We start from the raw sequence: 17,622 nt of genomic DNA, 5'->3' as shown, positions 1-17,622 counted from the left end.
TGCAACAGGCTACGGACGCCAACCCCATTCGGGCCACACCTGACAGTCGCAAATGCGCGAGCTGCCGGCCAGGTGCGTCCACCGGTTCATACGGCTCAGGGGGGCGTCCCGGTCGACGCCGACGGAAAAATTAACGCCCGGGCGCGCTCCGGGATGCTCTCGCGGCCGAGGACGGCACGTCGAGACCCGGATGTGCGGACGGGGCTGGGGGCACGGCTGCGCTCTCCTCCGACGCCGTGGCAGCGGATCCGGTCTCCCGGACAGGGCCGGCGGGTGAGGCCGAGGTCACACCCGCTCCGGTCGATGAGGGTAGTGGCGCGGAGGCGGCCGGGGCAACCGTCGCGGTCCGCGACGAGCCGGGCGACTCTTCGTCATCGGGCACGGTCGCCGTCTGCTCCGGCAGCACCGGACGGAACTCGGTGCGGTCGAGCTGGCGCACCTCCGGCGCCGGGTCCACGACCCTGACCTCGCTGTGCGCGGCGATCCGCGACAGGACCACCGGATCGGCCCGGACGACCGCGGCGAAGACGCAGGCGCAGCGCGCGCGGAAGGCGGCGGCCTCCTGGGCGGCGGTCTGTGCCGCGCTGTCGTACGCCCGCCGCAGCCGAAGCTCGTCCACGCCGTCGCCGGTCAACTCGCCGGCCAGCTTGAGGTAGTCGGCCTGCTCCTGGTCGCGGGCCAGGGCGGCGTTGAGCATCCCGGCGACGACGTCCTGCGGCATCAGGTAGACCGGAATCTTCACCACCTGGGTCCGGACGTCCGGCAGCGGCACCCGCGCGTACACCTGAGCGACCGTCGCGCCGTCCAGCGCGCCGGTCAGTTTGTCCGGACCGAAGTAGGAGGTCAGGCTGACCAGCGCCCACGTCTGCCCGGCCGTCGGCGCGCCCGAGGCCGGGAGCAGGGTCGCGAGCTCACGGTCGCTGGAGCGCAGATAGCCCGAGACCGACTGGCCCTCGACCACGCCGACCCGCACGACATCGCCGTCCGGTGCCACCGCGTGATCCGGACCGTGGTCGGTCCGCGCCACGACCGCGACCAGTAGGGCGACGGCCGTCACCAGGGCCAGGCCGGTCAGCATCCGCAGCCGCACCGGCCCGGCGACGGCCGGAGGCAGGCTGCGCGCCGCCGCCGGCATCATCCGGTCCCCGGGCCTCATGGCGTTCCTCCTCCGTCAGGAGGTTGTCAGGTCGCGTCGCGGAGCACGTCCAGCGCGTACCCCAGATCGTCAGGGTAGTCGCTGACGAACCGAACCTCTTCGTGCGTTCGGGGGTGGACGAAACCCAGTTCGCGGGCATGCAGCCACTGACGGCCCAGCCGCAGGCGCGCGGCGAGGGTCGGATCGGCGCCATATGTGAGGTCGCCCACGCAGGGATGCCGCATGGCGGAGAAGTGCACCCGGATCTGATGGGTACGCCCGGTCTCCAGCTTCACGTCGATCAGGCTCGCGGAGCGGAACGCCTCGAGCGTGTCGTAGTGGGTGACGCTGGGCTTGCCGCCGGACATGACCGCGTACTTGTAGTCGGCGGTCGGATGCCGGTCGATCGGCGCGTCGACGGTGCCGCGCAGCGGGTCGAGGTGGCCCTGCACGATCGCGTGGTAGCGCTTGTCGACCTCGCGCTCCTTGAAGGCACGCTTGAGCACGCTGTAGGCGGTCTCGCTCTTCGCCACGACCATGAGCCCGGTGGTGCCGACGTCCAGGCGGTGCACGACGCCCTGGCGTTCCGCCGCGCCGCTCGTGGCCACGTTCTGACCCATCGCGGCCAGCCCGCCGATCACGGTCGGGCCGGTCCAGCCCGGGCTCGGATGCGCCGCCACCCCGACCGGCTTGTCGACCACGACGATGTCGTCGTCGCTGTAGACGATTCCCATGCCGTGCACCGGCTCGGCCACGACCACCGGCGCGGTGACCGGAGCGGGCAGGGTGACCTCGAGCCACGCGCCCGCGCTGACCTTGTCGGACTTGGGCCGGGGAATGCCGTCGACCAGGGCGTCGCCGGCTTCGACCAGCGTGGCGGCGGCCGTCCGGGACAGCCCGAACAGCCGGGAGACGGCCTGGTCGAGACGCATGCCGTCCAGGCCATCGGGTACGGGCAAAGAACGGGCGGTCATGCTGTGGTTTTCTCCCCCGACTCGTCGCTCGCGGTCGCACCCTTCGTCAACCGGGTGCCGTCACGCTGGCGGCCGGTCAGTTCGAGCAGGACGGCGAGCGCCACCCCGACGCTCAGGCAGCTGTCGGCGATATTGAACACCGCGAAATGCTCACCGTACGGCCCGAAGAGGCTGATCATGTCGACGACGTGCCCCTGGAACACCCCGGGGGCCCGAAACAGCCGGTCGCCGAGGTTGCCCAGCGCGCCGCCGAGCACGAGGCCGAGCGCCACCGCCCACGGCACCGAGCGCAGCCGCAGCGCCATCCACCCGATCCAGCCGATCACGACGAGCGTGACCAGCGGGAACACCCAGGTGTACCCGCTGCCCAGGCTGAAGGCCGCGCCGCTGTTGCGCAGCAGGGACAGGTGGACCAGGCCACCGAGAATCCGAACCGGCTCGCCCTCGGTCAGCCCGTGGGTCGAGAGCGCCTTGGTGCCCTGGTCGAGCAGCACGCCGAGCAGCGCGGTGACGCCGAGGACGACCACGGCCCTGCCCCGCATCCCGGACGAACCCGGCTCCCGGCCGGGACCATCCACCTCGGGGGCGTGGTCGCCGGCTGACTTGTCGGCGTTCAGCGTCGTTCCTCCAGCTGCTTGCAGGACACACACCGGGTCGCGACCGGGAACGCCGCCAGCCGCTCGACCGGGATGGCGTTGCCGCACCGCTCGCACCAACCGTAGTTGCCCTCGCCGAGCCGCTCGAGGGCACGCTCCACCTGTGTGATGCGCTCGAGCAGGTTGTTGGCGAGAGTGATCTCCTGCTCGCGCTCGAACGTCTTCGTGCCGGTGTCCGCCTGGTCGTCCCCGGCGGAGTCGGCGAGCCGTTCCCGCTGCAGCTCGGTGATCTCGGTCAGCGACTGGTCGTACTCGGCCTGCAGCTCGTCGCGGCGCTCCACGAGCGCGACACGGATCTTCTCGGTCTCCGCCGCACTGCGGGACCGCTCGGGCGCAGCCTTCTCGGTTGCCTTGGCCATCGTCGCTCCCCTGAGCCGCGCAGGACGCGGCGAAATCGGCGGTGTCGGTGATGCAGGGATGCGGTCGCCCACCGCCCCTGCGTGTCGTCGGGTCACGCCCCCGCGCGACGGGTCACGCCCCCGCGCGACCCGGTGCACGGCCCCCACGTGCACGAAAAGCGCGGCCGTTTCCGCCGCGCACTCCGGAGGCTCGCAAGGATACGGAACGTGAAGACCAGCGACAACACGGCGCACCGACCCGGACTCCCGCCAAATGCTGAGGAACCACCCATTCCACACGGTCAGATTCCCGACGCCGCCCCGCCGCCGCCTCACGCGTGGTCGGCCCCGTCCTCGCCGAACCAGCGGGCCAGCCGTCCCCGCCGGCTGACCGCGCGCAGCCGGCGCTCGGCGGTGTCCCGCACCTCCGCCGTCGTGACGATCAGCAGGCTGTCCCCCGTACGCAACCGGGTGTCCGGTCCCGGCACGAAGCCGGCGCCGCCGCGGACGACCAGCGTGACGCTCGCGCCCACCGGCAACCTGAGCTCGTCGATGTGCACCCCCGCGAGCCGCGACCCGGGCGCCACGTCGATCTGGAGCAGGTCGGCGCGCATCCGTTCCAACGGCGCCGTCTCGACGTGGATCTCCACCGCCTCGGCCGGCGCCGTGACGCCGAGCCGGCGCGCGGCCGGAGCGAGCGTGCCGGCCTGCACCAGAGTGAAGATGATCACTAGCAGGAACACGGCGTTGAAGAGCCCGTCCGCGCCGGGGGTTGCGCTGGAGAGCGGGATGGTCGCGAGCACGATCGGCACCGCGCCGCGCAGACCGGCCCAGGAAAGGAACGCCTGACCGCGCCAGCCGAGCCGCCGGGTGCTGCGGGTCGCGACGGCGGAGATGGCGACCGACAGCGGCCGCGCGAGCAGCACCAGCACGGTCCCGACGACCAGCGCCGGCACCAGCGCGGCGGGCAGTTCGTGCGGAGAGACCAGCAGTCCGAGCAGGACGAAAAGCCCGATCTGCGCGATCCAGGCAAGACCGTCGGCGAACCCGAGAATCGACCGACGGTGCGGCAGCCGGGCGTTGCCCAGAACGACACCGGCCGCGTAGACCGCGAGGAAACCCGAGGCGTGGGCCACCGCACCGGCCGCGTACGCCAGCACGGTCAGACCCACCGCCGCGATCGGATAGAGGCCCGCGGACGGCAACGCGGCGTGCCGCAGCAGCCACCGCCCCACCAGTCCGACGGTGACCCCGATGGCCGCACCGACGGTCAGTTCGAAGGTGAGAGCCAGCAGCTCGTACCACCACGGATGGGCGAACCCGGCGGTGGACAGCAGCACCACGAGCAGCACGACGGGAGCGTCGTTCATGCCCGACTCGGCCTCGAGGGTCGCGACCAGCCGAGGCGGCAGCCGCAGCCGCCGCAGGGTCGCGAACACCGCCGCGGCGTCCGTCGACGACAACACGGCGCCATAGAGCAACGCGAGGCGCCAGTCGAGCCCGAGCACCCAGTGCACGACAGCGCCGACGACCGCGATACTGACGGCCACCCCGAGCGTGGCCAGGACCGCGGACAGACCCAACACCGGACGCAGGGTGCTCCAGCGCGCGGTCAGCCCACCCTCGGCGATGATCATGATCAGAGCGCAGAAGCCGAGGGTACGGGTGAGCTCCGCGTCATCGAACCGGATCCCGATCCCCGCCTCGCCGAGAGCCATCCCGATGAGCAGGTAGACCAGGAGGCTGGGCACCCCCATGCGGGTCGACAGCCGCACGGCGGCAACCGCGACGAGCAGCACGGCGGCCCCGATGAGCAGCGCGAAATCCAGCCCGCCGCTCATGCGGCCCCGTCGCGCAACTCCACGAGCCGCCGCCCGACGTCACCGGTGACCGTGAAAACCTTGTCCCTGCTGGTAGCGCCGACCCGCAGTGCCACGGCAGCGGGCCGCACCCCCAGCGCCTCGGCCAGCGCCCGCCGGACAGCCTCGGTGGCCTTGCCGTCCACCGCCGGGGCCGACACGGCAACGATCAGCGCGGGCCCGCGCGGCCCGTCGTAGCGGCCACCCACCCGGTTCCGACCAGCGCCGGGCCGCACCCGCACCGCGACGGACCGGTCCCCCGCCCCCTGATCATCCCCGCCCGTCGGCGCGGCCCCGGCCACGGGCGCGGTCCCGCCCCCGGCCACACGCCCGGTCCCGTCCCCAGCGACACGCCCGCCCCGGGCCACACGCCCGGCTCCGGGCGTGGGCGTGGCCCCGGGCGCCGGCGCGGTGCGGGACCGGTCGCCGGGCTCGGTGGACGACACGCGCCGCTTGGCCATGCCCCATTGTGCCGATCTTCACGACGACACCGAAGCGGGGTCGCTCGACAACACACCGTTACCGGACCCGCTGGCATCAACCGCCCGCACACCCACGACGCCGGCCACCGCACGGCCGACCACCCGCCCGGCGCGAAGCCGGGCGGGTCAGTGGCGCAGAGGCGAAGCCGGGCGGCTCAGTGGCGCAGAGGCGAAGCCGGGCGGCTCAGTGGCGCAGAGCCGCCGCGACCAGGCGATCGACCGGCCGGCACTGGCCGCACGGGCTGAAGCCCAGCTCGACCGCCTCCGCGACCGGCAGCCCCTCGGTCTGCCTGCCGCTCAGGTGCGGGCAGACCGCCACGTGGTAGCGAGGCCGTCCGTCCACGACCATCACTTCGGCGTCGAGCCGCGCCACCCGGACCGCGTCGGCGGGGCGGACCTTCTGCGGGAGCGGCTCGTCGTCGGGGTCGTCGGGGTCGGGGTCGCCGAACTCGCCCGTCGCCCCGCCCGACCGGCCCGCGGTCTCCGCACCGGCGGAGTACGGCGTGCCGCCGAGCAGTGGACCGTCCTCCCGTGGGACGGACGCCCCCGAGGCAGATCGCGACTCCTCCGCCGCGGACCAGGACGCCCCCGAGGCAGATCGCGACTCCTCCGCCGCGGACCAGGACGACCCCGAGGCAGATCGCGACTCCTCCGCTCCGGACCAGGACGGCTCCACCCGCTCACCGGGACCGGACCAGGACGCCGGAGGCTCGGTCGAGCCGAACAGCGACGCACCGCCGGGTTCGGAGGATTCCGCGGCGAGGGAGTCGCGGGTGGAGGAGGCGGCCTCGGCGCGACGCCATGATTCGTCGTCCTCCGCGCGGGCTCCGCCGATCACCGACGACGCCTGGTCGTAATCGCCGGTGATCGTCACATCGGAGGAACGGCGGCCGGTGGCGGCGCGGTCCGCGTCCGTGCCCGAGTGCGGGACGCGGTCCGTGCCGTTGTCGAAGCCGTTCGATACCTCGTCGCCCCGCTCGAGGCGTTGGGTCACGTCGGGACCCGGGCGGCCAGCCGCCGTCCGGGACCGGTCCGCGAGGACCGCCTCGGTGTCGCGCTGACCCGCGGCATAGGCGGCGGCCCGGTTCGGTTCGTCGTCGGAGGCGAGAACGCCGTCCGGGTGGTGGTCGTTTCGAGGACGGCCCGGGGACAGCTCCGCGTCCTCGGCGTCCGAAGTGCCCGGCGCCGACGGAGTGCGCACTCCGGACGAGGATCCGACACCGCCGGACCGGCCCAGCCCGGCGGAATCGCCAGCAACGGACGAGGCGCCCCCGAAAGAAGCGCCGACGGACGAAGCGCCGACGGACGAAGCACCCGCAGACGAAGCGCCCACGGACGAAGCGCCGACGGACGAAGCACCCGCAGACGAAGCGCCGACGGACGAAGCGTCAGCGTGGAGCGGCGATTCCGCATGATCGCCCGACTCCGCATAGAGACCGGGCTCACCATAGAGAGCCGTCTCCGAATGAAGCCCGGGCTCACCGGTCTCGGCGTAAAGGTCGGGTTCCGCGCGGAACGCGCGATCGGACTCCGCGGACGCGGCCGAGTCCGCACGAGCCGCGGGCTCACGACGAGCAGCGGATGTGGTGGCGGACGCGGTGGTTGACGTGGACGCGGACGGGGGGTCGTCGTGGTCGGCGGGGAGGGGGTCGCCGACGGCGCGACGGCTGGCCGTGGCCTGCCGGGCGCCGATGACCAGGGCCACCGCGGCCAGCAGGCTGGCGACGATGGAACTGATCAGCAGAGTGCTCGAGCCACCGGCCAGGCCGAGGACGAGCAGAACCACAGCGACGAGGATGAGCAGCAGACTCGCAACGATCATGGCTCATCCCCGCCGCAGTGGATACGTCGTTCAGGGGTGACGCTGGGGGTCAGCGGCCCGTCTCGATCGAGGTGGCGCGGCTGCCGCCGTACGAGCCGGCGAGGCCCGCTGCGGCGAGACCACCCGAACCGCCGACGGCGCGGTTGGCGTCGGCGCGGGTCATCTCCGCCTCCAGGCCCTGGCCACGGCCGTCGAGGTCGCGCAGCTGGCTCTCGAGGTACGCCTTCAGTCGCGTGCGGTACTCCCGCTCGAACTGCTTGAGCTCCTCGATGTGCTTCTGCAAGGCGGAACGCTTCGCGTCCAGGCCGCCCATGGCCTCCTGGTGACGCTGGCGCGCGTCCCGCTCGAGGGCGTCCGCCTTGGCGCGGGCCTCGCGGGTGACCTCCTCCGCCTTGGAGCGGGCGTCGGAGAGAAGCTTGTCGGCCTCGCGACGCGCGTCCGACACGTGGTCGTCGGCGGTGCGCTGGGCCATCATCAGGACGCGCAGCGCCTGCTGCTCGCCGTCGCCGCTGCCGGACGCCGACGGGCCGGCGCCGACCGGGCCCTGCGCGCGGACCTGCTCGAGCTCGGCCTGCATCTGCCGGGCTGCCTGCTCGGCCGCAGTCTTGTCGCGCTGGACTCGGTCCAGCTGCGCCTTCATGTCGTTGAGCTCGGCCGCCAGGCGCGGGTCGGCGCTCGGGCCGGCCGGTGCGCCACCCCGTCCACCGCGCTCCACCTGGGCACGCAGCTCGTTGTTCTCCTCGATCAGACGGGCGAGCTCACGCTCGACCTCGTCCAGGAAGGCGTCAACCTCCTCCTCGTCATACCCCCGCTTGCCGATCGGGGGCTTCTTGAAGGCGACGTTGTGCACGTCCGCCGGGGTCAGCGGCATCGAAACTCCTCGGGTCAGTTGCGGCCGCGTGGGGCGCAGCCGATCAGAGCGTCCGCGGTCAGGCGTACGCGAAGATCAGCTTCGCTAACACGAATCTCAAAAGCACGAACAGGATAACCAGCAGGACCAGGGACGCCAGGTCCAAGCTCACGGTACCAATTCGAAGCGGTGGGATCACACGCCTCAACGCCTTGAGGGGTGGATCAGTGACGCTCCACACCGATTCCAATGCGGCCGACGCCCCTCTTCCCGGCTGCCATCGGCGCCCATACTGCAGCACCGCACCCAGCACGAACCGGGCCAGCAGGGTTAGCAAGAACACATAGACCAACAGATAGATGATCTGCAGCACGATCGGTAGCACGGCAGGCAGGTCCCTCGTTAGGGGTCAACTCTGGGTGAAGAAACCGCCCTCAGCGATCTTGGCCTTGTCTTCCGCGGTGACCTGGACGTTGGCCGGAGAGAGCAGAAAAACCCTGTTGGTCACTCGCTCGATCGTACCGCGAAGGCCGAACGCGAGCCCGGCGGCGAAGTCCACCAGACGGCGGGCGTCCCCCTCATCCATCTCGGTGAGATTGATGATCACCGGTACACCGTCGCGGAAGTGCTCGCCGATCGTGCGGGCCTCACGGTACGTGGTCGGGTGCAGCGTCGTGATCTGGTAACGCTGCTCCTCCTCGGCCGGCCGCTGGTGCACCTGCGTCTGCGGCGCGAGCGCCAGGTTGTCGCGCGTGGAGTAGCCGAGCGCACCGGACGGCTCGCTCACCGGCGCGGACGGGCGGGTGATCGAGCGCACACTGCCCCGCTCGGCGCGCTCGTGCTCCTCGCGGTCGAGTGCCGCCGCGGCCCGCTCCAGCCGGCCGCTGCCCCGCTCGGACGCGCGCGCCCGTGGCAGCGACGGCGCGTCGTCGACGTCGTCCTCGTCGTCGGCGTACTCGTCGGCGTAGCGGTAACCGGAGTCACGCTCCCGCTCGCGGTCACGGTCGCGGTCACGCTCCCGCTCGCGGTAGCCGCCTTCGCGGTACCCACGGTCGTCGTACTGGTCGTCCTCCTCGACCAGGCCTAGCCACACGCCGGCCTTGCGCAGCGCGCTCATGCCATCACCAGACCCTGCTCGGCGCCGAACCGCTCGTCCATGCCCCCCACCTCCATCCGTGTGCGGCCCACTCCCCCGGGCGTGCCGCTTCCCCCCTTGCACGGATTCCGTGATCTTCAAACCTTCGGACCCCGGCGCCCGCTAACGACGCTGCGTCGTCGGGCGCGGCGGCTCTGAGCACGTCGCGCGTAAACAACACGTATGTAGTTTGCTGCCCGCCGCAAGGCTACCGCAGCGTGTTTCGCATCCCGAGTAAAGAAGTGCCGATCCGCACATGTGTCGCTCCGTGCCGGACGGCCTTCTCGAGATCGCCGCTCATGCCCGCCGACAGCACCGTCGCGTCCGGATGGTCGGCCCGCAACCGGGCGGCGGTCGCGGCCAGCGCCTCGAACGCCCGCGCCGGTTCCCACTCCCGTGGCGCCACCGCCATCAGTCCCCGCAGCCGCAGCGTCTCGGCGGACGCCACGTAGTCGGCGATCCGCCACAGCTCCCGCCCCGGCTCGACCGACGACCCACCCGTGACCGGATCGATCGCCCCGCCGCGCTCCGGATCGCCGTCGATACTCACCTGGATCAGCACGTCGAGCGGCCGGTCCCGATGCCTGCCGGCGGCGGCGTCCAGAGCGGACGCCAGCCGCAGCGAGTCGACCGACTCCACCACGTCGGCGTAGCGCACCACCGAGTTGGCCTTGTTGCGTTGCAACTGCCCGACGAAGTGCCACCGCACCGAGGCGCCCGCCTCGGCGACCCCGGCCGCCTTCGCCGCGGCTTCCTGGTCCTTGTTCTCCCCGACGTCGGTGACGCCGAGCCCGGCCAGCAGCACGACGTCCGCGGCCGGGTACGTCTTGGTGACGGCGACCAGGGCTACGTCGCCCGGGTCACGTCCCGCCGCCGTGCAGGCACGCGCGATCCGCTCGCGCACCTCGACGAGCGAGGCGGCCAGCTCGTCCCTGCGTGCCTGTTCCGGCAAGCCGTCAGGAGCCGTTCTTCAGGAAGTCCGGCACGTCGACGTCGTCGAAGAGCACCCGCCGCGGCGGCGGCGTGGTCGCCGCGGCCGGCGGGGTCACCACCGCCGGGCTGACCGGCGCGGGGACGCTGGGCGTCACCGCGGGCGGCGCCGTCGGCTGCTGCACCACCTTGCGGGCCGGCTCCGACGGCTTGTACGACGGGGTGCCCCCGTCGAAGCCGGCGGCGATCACGGTGACCCGCACCTCGTCGCCGAGCGCGTCGTCGATGACCGCGCCGAAGATGATGTTGGCGTCCGGGTGGGCCGCGTCGGTGACCAGCTGCGCCGCGTCGTTGATCTCGAAGAGGCCGAGGTCCGAGCCGCCGGCGATGGAGAGCAGCACGCCGCGCGCGCCGTCCATGCTCTGCTCGAGCAGCGGGCTGGAGATGGCCTTCTCGGCGGCTTCGACCGCGCGGTTGTCCCCGCGGGCGCTGCCGATGCCCATGAGCGCGCTGCCCGCGCCGCTCATGACGCTCTTGACGTCGGCGAAGTCCAGGTTGATCAGACCCGGCGTGGTGATCAGGTCGGTGATGCCCTGCACGCCGGAGAGCAGCACCTGGTCTGCCTGGCGGAACGCGTCCATCATGCTGATGCCGCGGTCGCCGAGCGCCAGCAGCCGGTCGTTCGGGATCACGATCAGCGTGTCGCACTGGTTGCGCAGCTCGTCGATGCCGGACTCGGCCTGGACCTGGCGGCGCTTGCCCTCGAACGAGAACGGCCGGGTCACCACGCCGATGGTCAGCGCGCCGAGCTTGCGGGCGATGTTCGCGACCACGGGTGCCCCACCCGTACCCGTGCCGCCGCCCTCGCCGCAGGTCACGAAGACCATGTCGGCGCCCTTGAGAACCTCTTCGATCTCATCGCGGTGGTCCTCGGCGGCGTTCTTGCCGACCTCGGGCTGCGCACCGGCGCCGAGACCGCGGGTCAGTTCGCGGCCGACGTCGAGCTTGACGTCGGCATCGGACATCAGCAGCGCCTGGGCATCGGTGTTGATCGCGATAAATTCGACTCCCTTGAGCCCTACCTCGATCATGCGGTTCACGGCATTCACGCCACCGCCACCGATGCCGACGACCTTGATGACCGCAAGATAGTTGTGCGGAGGTGTCATCGGGCTCAGCCTTCCCTTCCAGGGTTGGCGGACGTCGAGGCCCCAGCGGTCCGGCCAAGAACCGCCATCGACGTCCGCTCCGTACAAGGGAGGGCGAGGAAACCCTCACCCTCTACTAGAGGCTTAGTGTTATGTCAACTACTGAACCTCTCGGGGCAACGTAAGCGGACGTGTCGCCCGATCCAAGGACCAACGCGGCGTGTCGGCGTCCGCTGATGAGGCGAGTATCCGACTCAGCCGTAACCTTCGACGTAATAAGCCGTTTGGCGTGTCTTGTCCGATTACCGGATCGTGACCACCGTCGGCGCGCTCACGTCGATCGTGTCGCCCTTGCGCTCCAGCAACGCGGTCGCCACCTGAGCCTTCTTCTCGCTCTCGGTGTCGTCGCCCCAGATGATTGTCCTGTCCTTGCGCAACCCGAGGCTGACCTGCGCCGGCGCCGGCACCGAGATCGACACGAGCTGCTCGCGCAGCTCGGCGGTGAGCGACGAGAGCACCACCAGCGCGGACCGGGTGTTGATGTCGGCCGGCCCCGGCGCGGCGAGCTTGGCGACCGGCAGTCCCCCCGGCCGCTTCGCGACCGTCCGGAACGCGACCCCCTCGACATCGATGAGGGCGAACTGCTTGCCCACGGGTACGGCGGCCACGGGCGTACGCTCCACGACCTGCACCTCGACCGTGGCGGGCCAGCCGCGCGTGACGATCGCCCGCTCGACGGCCGGCAGCGCCTGCACCCGGTCCCGGATCCCGTCGAGGTCGACCCGGGCGAGCGGCTCGCTCATGCGAACCGCGGCCGCCTCCTCGACCTGCGACGGGGTCAGCGTGTCGGTGCCGACGATCCGGACCTCGCGGACGCCCAGCACCGACGTGCCGTACACGGTCCAGACCAGCGCGCCCACGGTGACCAGCACGCCGAGGCCGACCGCCCAGGGCAGCGCCGCGCGCAGCCGGCGCTGCCGGGCGCGTGCCATGAACCGCCGCACCGACGGCGGCACGGCGTCAGTGTCCGCCCGCACCAACCGCCAGTTGCGCCCGCCGCCGTCGCTCATCGCACCCCCCGGTGTCCGTCGCCCGGCCGCCCGCCGGCAGCTCGTCGAAAAGTCGGATCAGCTCTCCGCCAGCGCGGCCAGCAGTTCGTCGCCCATCAGGGAGATCGGCGGAGCACCCATGGTCACCACCACGTCGCCGGGCCGACTGCGCCGCACCACCTCGGCCGGCACGTCCTCCCAGGACCGCACGAACACCTTGCGCTCCGCCGGCAGGTCGATCGCGGCCGTCAACGCGACGCCGCCCTCGCCCGGGCCGCGGGTCTCGCCCGGGCCGAAGACCTCCATGACGACGACCTCGTCGGCGATCGCCAGCCCCTCGGCCAGCTCGGCCTGCAGGTCGCGGGTGCGATAGACCCGGTACGGCTGGAACACCACCACGAGCCGCCCGTCACCGGCGACCTCGCGCAGGGTGCGCAGCGCCGCCTTGACCGAGGTCGGGTGGTAGGCGTACTCGTCGTAGACCCGTACGCCCGCGGCCATGCCCTTGCGCTCGAAGCGCCGGCGCACGCCGGGGAAGGACTCGAGCGCCTCGGTGACCTTCCGCAGCGGAATCTCGAGCCGCAGGGCGGTCAGCACCGCGGCGGCGCTGTTGAGGCCCATGTGCCGGCCGGGCAGCGCGAGGGCGATCTCGCCGAGCGGCTTGCCGTCGAGGGTCGCCTGGTAGCGCACGCCCTGCACGGAGGAGACCACGTTGGTCAGCCGGAGGTCGGCGTCCTCGCTCTCCCCGTACGTGTAGACGGTCCGGCCCTTGGCGCGCAGCGCCGCGATGAGTTCCTGTACGCCCTCGTCGTCGGCGCAGGTGACGACGAAGCCGTCGGGGTCGGAGAGCTCGGCGAACTCCAGGAACCCCGCCTTGAGCCCGTCGAGGTCGCCCCAGTTGTTGAGGTGATCGCCCTCGATGTTGGTGACGATCGAGACGTGCGGCCGGTAGATCAGGAACGACCTGTCGCTCTCGTCCGCCTCGGCCACGAAGTACGGGCCGGTGCCGTGGTGGCCGTTCGATCCGGCCGAGGAGATCTCGCCGCCGATGACGAACGACGGGTCCTCGCCGGCGTGCTGGAGGATCACGGTCATGATCGACGTCGTGGTGGTCTTGCCGTGCGTGCCGGCGACGGCGATCGTGCGCCGGCCGGTCATCGCCGCCGCGAGCGCCTCGGAGCGGTGCAGCAACCGCAGGCCGCGCCGGCGCGCCTCGACGATCTCCACGTGGTCCTGCGGGATCGCGGTGGAGTAGACGACGGTGTCGACGCCGTCGAGGTTGGCCGGCTCGTGAGCCATGTGCACCGTGCCGCCGAGCGCGCGCAGGGCCGCGAGGGCGGGCCATTCGCGCAGCTCACTGCCGGAGACCGGGATGCCCCGGGTCAGCAGCAGGCGGGCGAGCCCGCCCATCCCGACGCCTCCGATGCCGATGAGGTGAACGGTGCCCAGGTCCTCGGCGGTCAACCCGCCGGCCGGCTTCAGCTCCGCCGTGTTCACGCGGTCACTCTCCTGTATCCGAGATCGTTCATCGGCGGGCGACCGCCTCACATACGAAGTCCAGCAACGCCTCGTCGCCGTCGCGGCGGCCGTAGGCCCCCGCCGCCCGGCCCATGGTGGCAAGCCGCTGCGGGTCGCGGGCCAGCGGGATGACCGTACGCTCAATCCACTCCGGAGTCAGCTCGGCGTTGTCGACGAGCAGCCCACCACCGGATTCAACGACCGGCAGAGCGTTGCGCTTCTGTTCCTGGTTACTGTGCGGGTACGGCACGTAGACGGCGGGCACGCCGATCGCCGTGGTCTCGGCGACCGTGATCGCCCCGCCACGGCAGAGCATCAGGTCGGCGGCCGCGTAACCGAGCTGCATGTCCGACAGGTACGGCACCACGACGTACGGCACCGGCAGGTCGCTGGGTACCTCGAACGGGTCGTTGCGCCCGCCCTGCACGTGCAGCACCTGGATGCCGGCGTGGGCGAGCTTCTTGGCCGCCCCGGCCACCGCCAGGTTGATCGTGCGGGCGCCCGAGGACCCGCCGGAGACGAAGAGCACCGGCAGGTCGGGGCGCAGGCCGAAGTGCCGGAGCGCCTCGGGGCGCAGCGCGGCGCGGTCCAGCCGGGCGATGGCCGTCCGCAGCGGCACGCCGACCACCCGGGCGTCCCGCAGCGACTCGGCGGCCTTCGGCTGGTTGGGGAAGCCCACCGCGACGTTCTTGGTGAACTTCATCCCCATCCGGTTGGCCACGCCCGGTGGGACATTGACCTCGTGGATGACGATCGGCACCTCGCGACGCCAGGCCGCCAGGTATGCCGGCACCGACACGTACCCGCCGAAGCCGACCACGACCTCGGCCTGGACCTCCCGCAGGATCTTCGCGGCGGCCTGCGCGGACTTGTACATCCGGTCCGGGGTGCGCAGCAGGTCGAGGTTGATCGCGCGCGGCAACTGGAACGCCGGGATCACCCGCAGGTCGTATCCGGCCGGCGGGATGAGGTCGTTCTCCATGCCCTTCGGGCTGCCCAGGGTGGTGATGCGCACCTCGGGGAAGTGACGGCGCAGCGCGTCGGCGAAGGCGAGCAGCGGATAGATGTGGCCGCCGGTGCCACCCCCGGCGAGCACGACAGACCGCAGCACACCCATCACCGTCTCCCCACACCCCCCGGCTTACGGGCGCTTGGGCGCGACGGACCCGGCCGCCGCGGCGGGGGGAGCGGCGGCAGCGGAGCCCACACTAGTCGCACCCATCGGGCGGGCGGACGGGCGTGCAGGGCCCGGGCGGCCTCCGGCTCGGCGCGGGCGAAGGAGGCGAGGATGCCGACGCCGGCCATCGTCACCACCAGCGCGCTGCCACCGGCGGAGATGAACGGCAGCGGCAGGCCGGTGATCGGCAGCAGGCCGACCACTCCGCCGATGTTGATGACCGCCTGGGCGACGAGCCAGGTGGTGATGCCCGTCGCGGCGAGCCGCCGGAACGGGTCGTCGACGCGGCGGGCGATCCGGAAGCCGGTGTAGGCGAGCACCGCGAACAGCGCCACGATCACCATGCAGCCGACCACGCCGAGCTCCTCGGCGACCACGGCGAAGATGAAGTCGTTCTCGGCCGCGGGCAGCCAGTTCCACTTCAGGGCGCCCTTGCCGAGCCCGACGCCGAACCAGCCACCCTCGTAGATGGCCGAGCGGCCCTGCAGGATCTGGTAGCAAAGGTCGAAGTTGCAGTCCTCCGGCGACTTCAGGAACGTGGTCAGCCGCAGTAACCGGTAGTTCGGCTCACCCGCGGAGCCGGAGCCGGCGCCGCGGGAGGCGGCGGCGACCAGCAGGCCGATGCCGGCGAGCCCCAGCACGCCCAGCGCCGCGAACACCCGCAGGCGCACCCCGGCCGCCCAGAGCAGGCCGATGATCAGCGCCAGCACGACCAGCATCGTGCCCAGGTCGTTGTAGCCGACGAGGACGAACAGCAGGCCGACCGCCGGGAACAGCGGCATCGACAGCTCGCGCCAGTACCCGAGCGACGCGCCCTTGCGGGCGATGATGTCGGCGCCCCAGAGCACCACGCCCAGCTTGGCGAGCTCGGAGGGCTGGATGCCGACCGGCCCGATGTAGAGCCAGAGCAGCTCCGCGCGCAGCGGGCCGAGCGACGGCACCTTGAGGATCCCCACCGCCTTGAGGGCCATCAGCAGGTCCAGGACCCCGAGCAGCACGACCGCGGCGCCGAGGACGTAGACCCCGAAGAAACGCAGGGTGCCCGCCGGCAGGCGCTGACAGACCCAGAAGCCCACCAGGCCCAGCACCGCGAAGACCAGCTGGTTGCGGATGGCGCCGAAGGCACTGCCCTTTTCCGCGTACGCCATGACGCTGGTCGCGGAGAACACCATGGTCAGGCCGATCACCAGCAGCAGCACGGAGCTGGCGATCAGCAGGTAGTACGAGGACAGGGGCCGTGCGAGCAGCCCGTGCACCGCGGGCAGCAACTGCTGGCTGAGCGTCTTCGGTCGGGCCGGCGGCGACGCGGGCTGCACGGTCGCGGCCGGCGACACGGTGACCGTGGTCCGGGCCTCTGGCTTGTCCTCCCCCATGCCCACCATCATGGTGGCGCGACACGCCACGCCGAGGCTACCGCCGTGGCGTGTCGCGGGAGATCTATCCCATGACGCGCAGGAAGTCGCTGTAGAACAGGCCCAGCCCGATCGCGACGCAGATGCCGGCGACGATCCAGAACCGGACCACGATGTTGACCTCGCTCCAGCCCGCCAGCTCGAAGTGGTGCTGCAGCGGCGACATCCGGAAGACGCGCTTGCCGGTGGTCTTGAACGAGATGATCTGGATCACGACCGACATCGTGATGATGACGAACAGGCCGCCGATGATGATCGACAGCAGCGTGGTCCGGGTCGCGATGGCCAGGCCGCCGATGAGACCGCCCAGGCCCAGGGCGCCCGTGTCACCCATGAAGATCCGCGCCGGAGAGGTGTTCCACCAGAGGAACCCGACGCAGGCGCCCGCCGCCGCGGCCGCGATCAGAGCCACCTCCAGCGGGTCACGCACCTCGTAGCAGTAGCGACCCGTGTACGCGGTGTCACCACACCAGTGGCGATACTGCCAGAACCCGATCAGCGTGTACGCCCCGAGCACCAGGATCGACGCGCCGGTGGCCAGGCCGTCGAGGCCGTCGGTCAGGTTCACGCCGTTCGACATCGACATGATGACGAAGACGAACACCAGCACCGAGCCGACCTTGCCGACGTCGAGGAAGCTGATGTCGCGGATGAACGAGATGTGCTCGCTCGCCACGGTCTGCCCGTTGGTGCTCTTCCAGAAGAGCGCCACGACGCCGAGTCCGCCGCCGACCAGCAGTTGCCCCAGCAGCTTGCCCTTGGCGCTGAGCCCGCCGGAGTGCCGCTTGCGCACCTTGAGGAAGTCGTCCAGGAAGCCGACCGCCCCGCAGAAGACGAACAGGCCCAGCAGCACCAGCGCCGTCATCGTCGGCGGCACCTGGGCGATCTGCGCCTCGGGCAGTGTGGCCAGGGCGGCGTGCCCGGCCACGTACGCGAGCACCGTCGCGACGATGAACGCGACACCGCCCATCGTGGGCGTGCCCTTCTTGCCCTGATGGCTGGCCGGGCCGACCGAGCGGATCGGCTGGCCGGCCTTGAGCGCGGTGAACACGCGGATGGCGACCGGGGTGCCGAACAGCGAGATGATGAACGCGACCGCGGCCGCGACGATGACTGCCCTCACGGGCCTACCTCCTC

The 17,622-nt window shown here is 71.7% G+C and carries 16 protein-coding genes and 1 pseudogene; all 17 read right to left on the bottom strand.

Annotated elements, in window-relative coordinates; all coding sequences use genetic code 11:
• Positions 1–130 precede the first annotated feature (130 nt).
• Positions 131–1,156: a hypothetical protein gene (locus tag AB0M36_RS21835; protein WP_364160205.1), complete on the bottom strand. Its 1,026-nt coding sequence runs from the start codon at positions 1,154–1,156 to the stop codon at positions 131–133.
• A gap of 26 nt (positions 1,157–1,182) precedes the next feature.
• Positions 1,183–2,109, bottom strand: a complete 927-nt coding sequence (locus AB0M36_RS21830; RefSeq protein WP_364160203.1) for an RluA family pseudouridine synthase — start codon at positions 2,107–2,109, stop codon at positions 1,183–1,185.
• Positions 2,106–2,651 carry a signal peptidase II gene (gene lspA / locus AB0M36_RS21825; protein WP_364160201.1) on the bottom strand — a complete coding sequence of 182 codons (546 nt, stop codon included), beginning with the start codon at positions 2,649–2,651 and terminating at the stop codon, positions 2,106–2,108. Before lspA ends, AB0M36_RS21830 begins: the two co-directional genes overlap by 4 nt.
• Before the next feature lie 71 nt (positions 2,652–2,722).
• Positions 2,723–3,124, bottom strand: a complete 402-nt coding sequence (locus AB0M36_RS21820) for a TraR/DksA family transcriptional regulator (protein WP_364160199.1) — start codon at positions 3,122–3,124, stop codon at positions 2,723–2,725.
• Between the two features lie 311 nt (positions 3,125–3,435).
• Positions 3,436–4,944: a potassium/proton antiporter gene (locus AB0M36_RS21815; protein ID WP_364160197.1), complete on the bottom strand. Its 1,509-nt coding sequence runs from the start codon at positions 4,942–4,944 to the stop codon at positions 3,436–3,438.
• Positions 4,941–5,264 carry a DUF167 domain-containing protein gene (locus tag AB0M36_RS21810; RefSeq protein ID WP_364160423.1) on the bottom strand — a complete coding sequence of 108 codons (324 nt, stop codon included), beginning with the start codon at positions 5,262–5,264 and terminating at the stop codon, positions 4,941–4,943. Before AB0M36_RS21810 ends, AB0M36_RS21815 begins: the two co-directional genes overlap by 4 nt.
• A 364-nt stretch (positions 5,265–5,628) precedes the next feature.
• Positions 5,629–5,865: pseudogene (locus AB0M36_RS21805) on the bottom strand (hypothetical protein); the annotation flags it as partial.
• Between the two features lie 1,450 nt (positions 5,866–7,315).
• Positions 7,316–8,137: a DivIVA domain-containing protein gene (locus tag AB0M36_RS21800; protein WP_364160195.1), complete on the bottom strand. Its 822-nt coding sequence runs from the start codon at positions 8,135–8,137 to the stop codon at positions 7,316–7,318.
• Between the two features lie 58 nt (positions 8,138–8,195).
• The gene (locus AB0M36_RS21795; RefSeq protein ID WP_364160193.1) at positions 8,196–8,501 is read right to left on the bottom strand and encodes a YggT family protein; all 306 of its coding nucleotides are present in this window, start codon (positions 8,499–8,501) and stop codon (positions 8,196–8,198) included.
• Between the two features lie 24 nt (positions 8,502–8,525).
• Positions 8,526–9,233 carry a cell division protein SepF gene (gene sepF / locus AB0M36_RS21790; RefSeq protein WP_364160191.1) on the bottom strand — a complete coding sequence of 236 codons (708 nt, stop codon included), beginning with the start codon at positions 9,231–9,233 and terminating at the stop codon, positions 8,526–8,528.
• Positions 9,234–9,459: 226 nt separating this feature from the next.
• Positions 9,460–10,203: a YggS family pyridoxal phosphate-dependent enzyme gene (locus AB0M36_RS21785; RefSeq protein WP_364160189.1), complete on the bottom strand. Its 744-nt coding sequence runs from the start codon at positions 10,201–10,203 to the stop codon at positions 9,460–9,462.
• A gap of 4 nt (positions 10,204–10,207) precedes the next feature.
• Positions 10,208–11,350 carry a cell division protein FtsZ gene (ftsZ, locus tag AB0M36_RS21780; RefSeq protein WP_364160187.1) on the bottom strand — a complete coding sequence of 381 codons (1,143 nt, stop codon included), beginning with the start codon at positions 11,348–11,350 and terminating at the stop codon, positions 10,208–10,210.
• A 281-nt stretch (positions 11,351–11,631) separates the two neighbouring features.
• Entirely contained in the window at positions 11,632–12,399 is a 768-nt protein-coding gene (locus AB0M36_RS21775; RefSeq protein WP_364160185.1) for an FtsQ-type POTRA domain-containing protein, read from the bottom strand.
• Between the two features lie 57 nt (positions 12,400–12,456).
• On the bottom strand, positions 12,457–13,875 hold the full coding sequence (gene murC / locus AB0M36_RS21770; protein ID WP_364160183.1) for a UDP-N-acetylmuramate--L-alanine ligase: 1,419 nt from the start codon (positions 13,873–13,875) through the stop codon (positions 12,457–12,459).
• 28 nt (positions 13,876–13,903) lie between these two features.
• Complete coding sequence (murG, locus tag AB0M36_RS21765; RefSeq protein WP_364160181.1) at positions 13,904–15,013, bottom strand: undecaprenyldiphospho-muramoylpentapeptide beta-N-acetylglucosaminyltransferase; 1,110 nt, start codon at positions 15,011–15,013, stop codon at positions 13,904–13,906.
• Positions 15,013–16,446: a putative peptidoglycan glycosyltransferase FtsW gene (locus AB0M36_RS21760; protein ID WP_364160179.1), complete on the bottom strand. Its 1,434-nt coding sequence runs from the start codon at positions 16,444–16,446 to the stop codon at positions 15,013–15,015. Before AB0M36_RS21760 ends, murG begins: the two co-directional genes overlap by 1 nt.
• A gap of 64 nt (positions 16,447–16,510) precedes the next feature.
• The gene (mraY, locus tag AB0M36_RS21755; RefSeq protein WP_364160177.1) at positions 16,511–17,608 is read right to left on the bottom strand and encodes a phospho-N-acetylmuramoyl-pentapeptide-transferase; all 1,098 of its coding nucleotides are present in this window, start codon (positions 17,606–17,608) and stop codon (positions 16,511–16,513) included.
• Positions 17,609–17,622: the final 14 nt, after the last annotated feature.

This window comes from Actinoplanes sp. NPDC051346 (assembly GCF_040682215.1).
Classification (GTDB): Bacteria; Actinomycetota; Actinomycetes; order Mycobacteriales; family Micromonosporaceae; genus Actinoplanes.
This window is presented reverse-complemented; position numbering and strand designations above follow the sequence as displayed.

What these genes read in the sequence shown, in the direction of transcription:
- AB0M36_RS21835 (WP_364160205.1), bottom strand. Translation starts at nt 1,156, where the DNA reads ATGAGGCCCGGGGACCGGATGATGCCGGCGGCGGCGCGCAGCCTGCCT.
- AB0M36_RS21830 (WP_364160203.1), bottom strand. Translation starts at nt 2,109, where the DNA reads ATGACCGCCCGTTCTTTGCCCGTACCCGATGGCCTGGACGGCATGCGT.
- lspA (WP_364160201.1), bottom strand. Translation starts at nt 2,651, where the DNA reads ATGCGGGGCAGGGCCGTGGTCGTCCTCGGCGTCACCGCGCTGCTCGGC.
- AB0M36_RS21820 (WP_364160199.1), bottom strand. Translation starts at nt 3,124, where the DNA reads ATGGCCAAGGCAACCGAGAAGGCTGCGCCCGAGCGGTCCCGCAGTGCG.
- AB0M36_RS21815 (WP_364160197.1), bottom strand. Translation starts at nt 4,944, where the DNA reads ATGAGCGGCGGGCTGGATTTCGCGCTGCTCATCGGGGCCGCCGTGCTG.
- AB0M36_RS21800 (WP_364160195.1), bottom strand. Translation starts at nt 8,137, where the DNA reads ATGCCGCTGACCCCGGCGGACGTGCACAACGTCGCCTTCAAGAAGCCC.
- sepF (WP_364160191.1), bottom strand. Translation starts at nt 9,233, where the DNA reads ATGAGCGCGCTGCGCAAGGCCGGCGTGTGGCTAGGCCTGGTCGAGGAG.
- ftsZ (WP_364160187.1), bottom strand. Translation starts at nt 11,350, where the DNA reads ATGACACCTCCGCACAACTATCTTGCGGTCATCAAGGTCGTCGGCATC.
- AB0M36_RS21775 (WP_364160185.1), bottom strand. Translation starts at nt 12,399, where the DNA reads ATGAGCGACGGCGGCGGGCGCAACTGGCGGTTGGTGCGGGCGGACACT.
- murG (WP_364160181.1), bottom strand. Translation starts at nt 15,013, where the DNA reads ATGGGTGTGCTGCGGTCTGTCGTGCTCGCCGGGGGTGGCACCGGCGGC.
- AB0M36_RS21760 (WP_364160179.1), bottom strand. Translation starts at nt 16,446, where the DNA reads ATGGGGGAGGACAAGCCAGAGGCCCGGACCACGGTCACCGTGTCGCCG.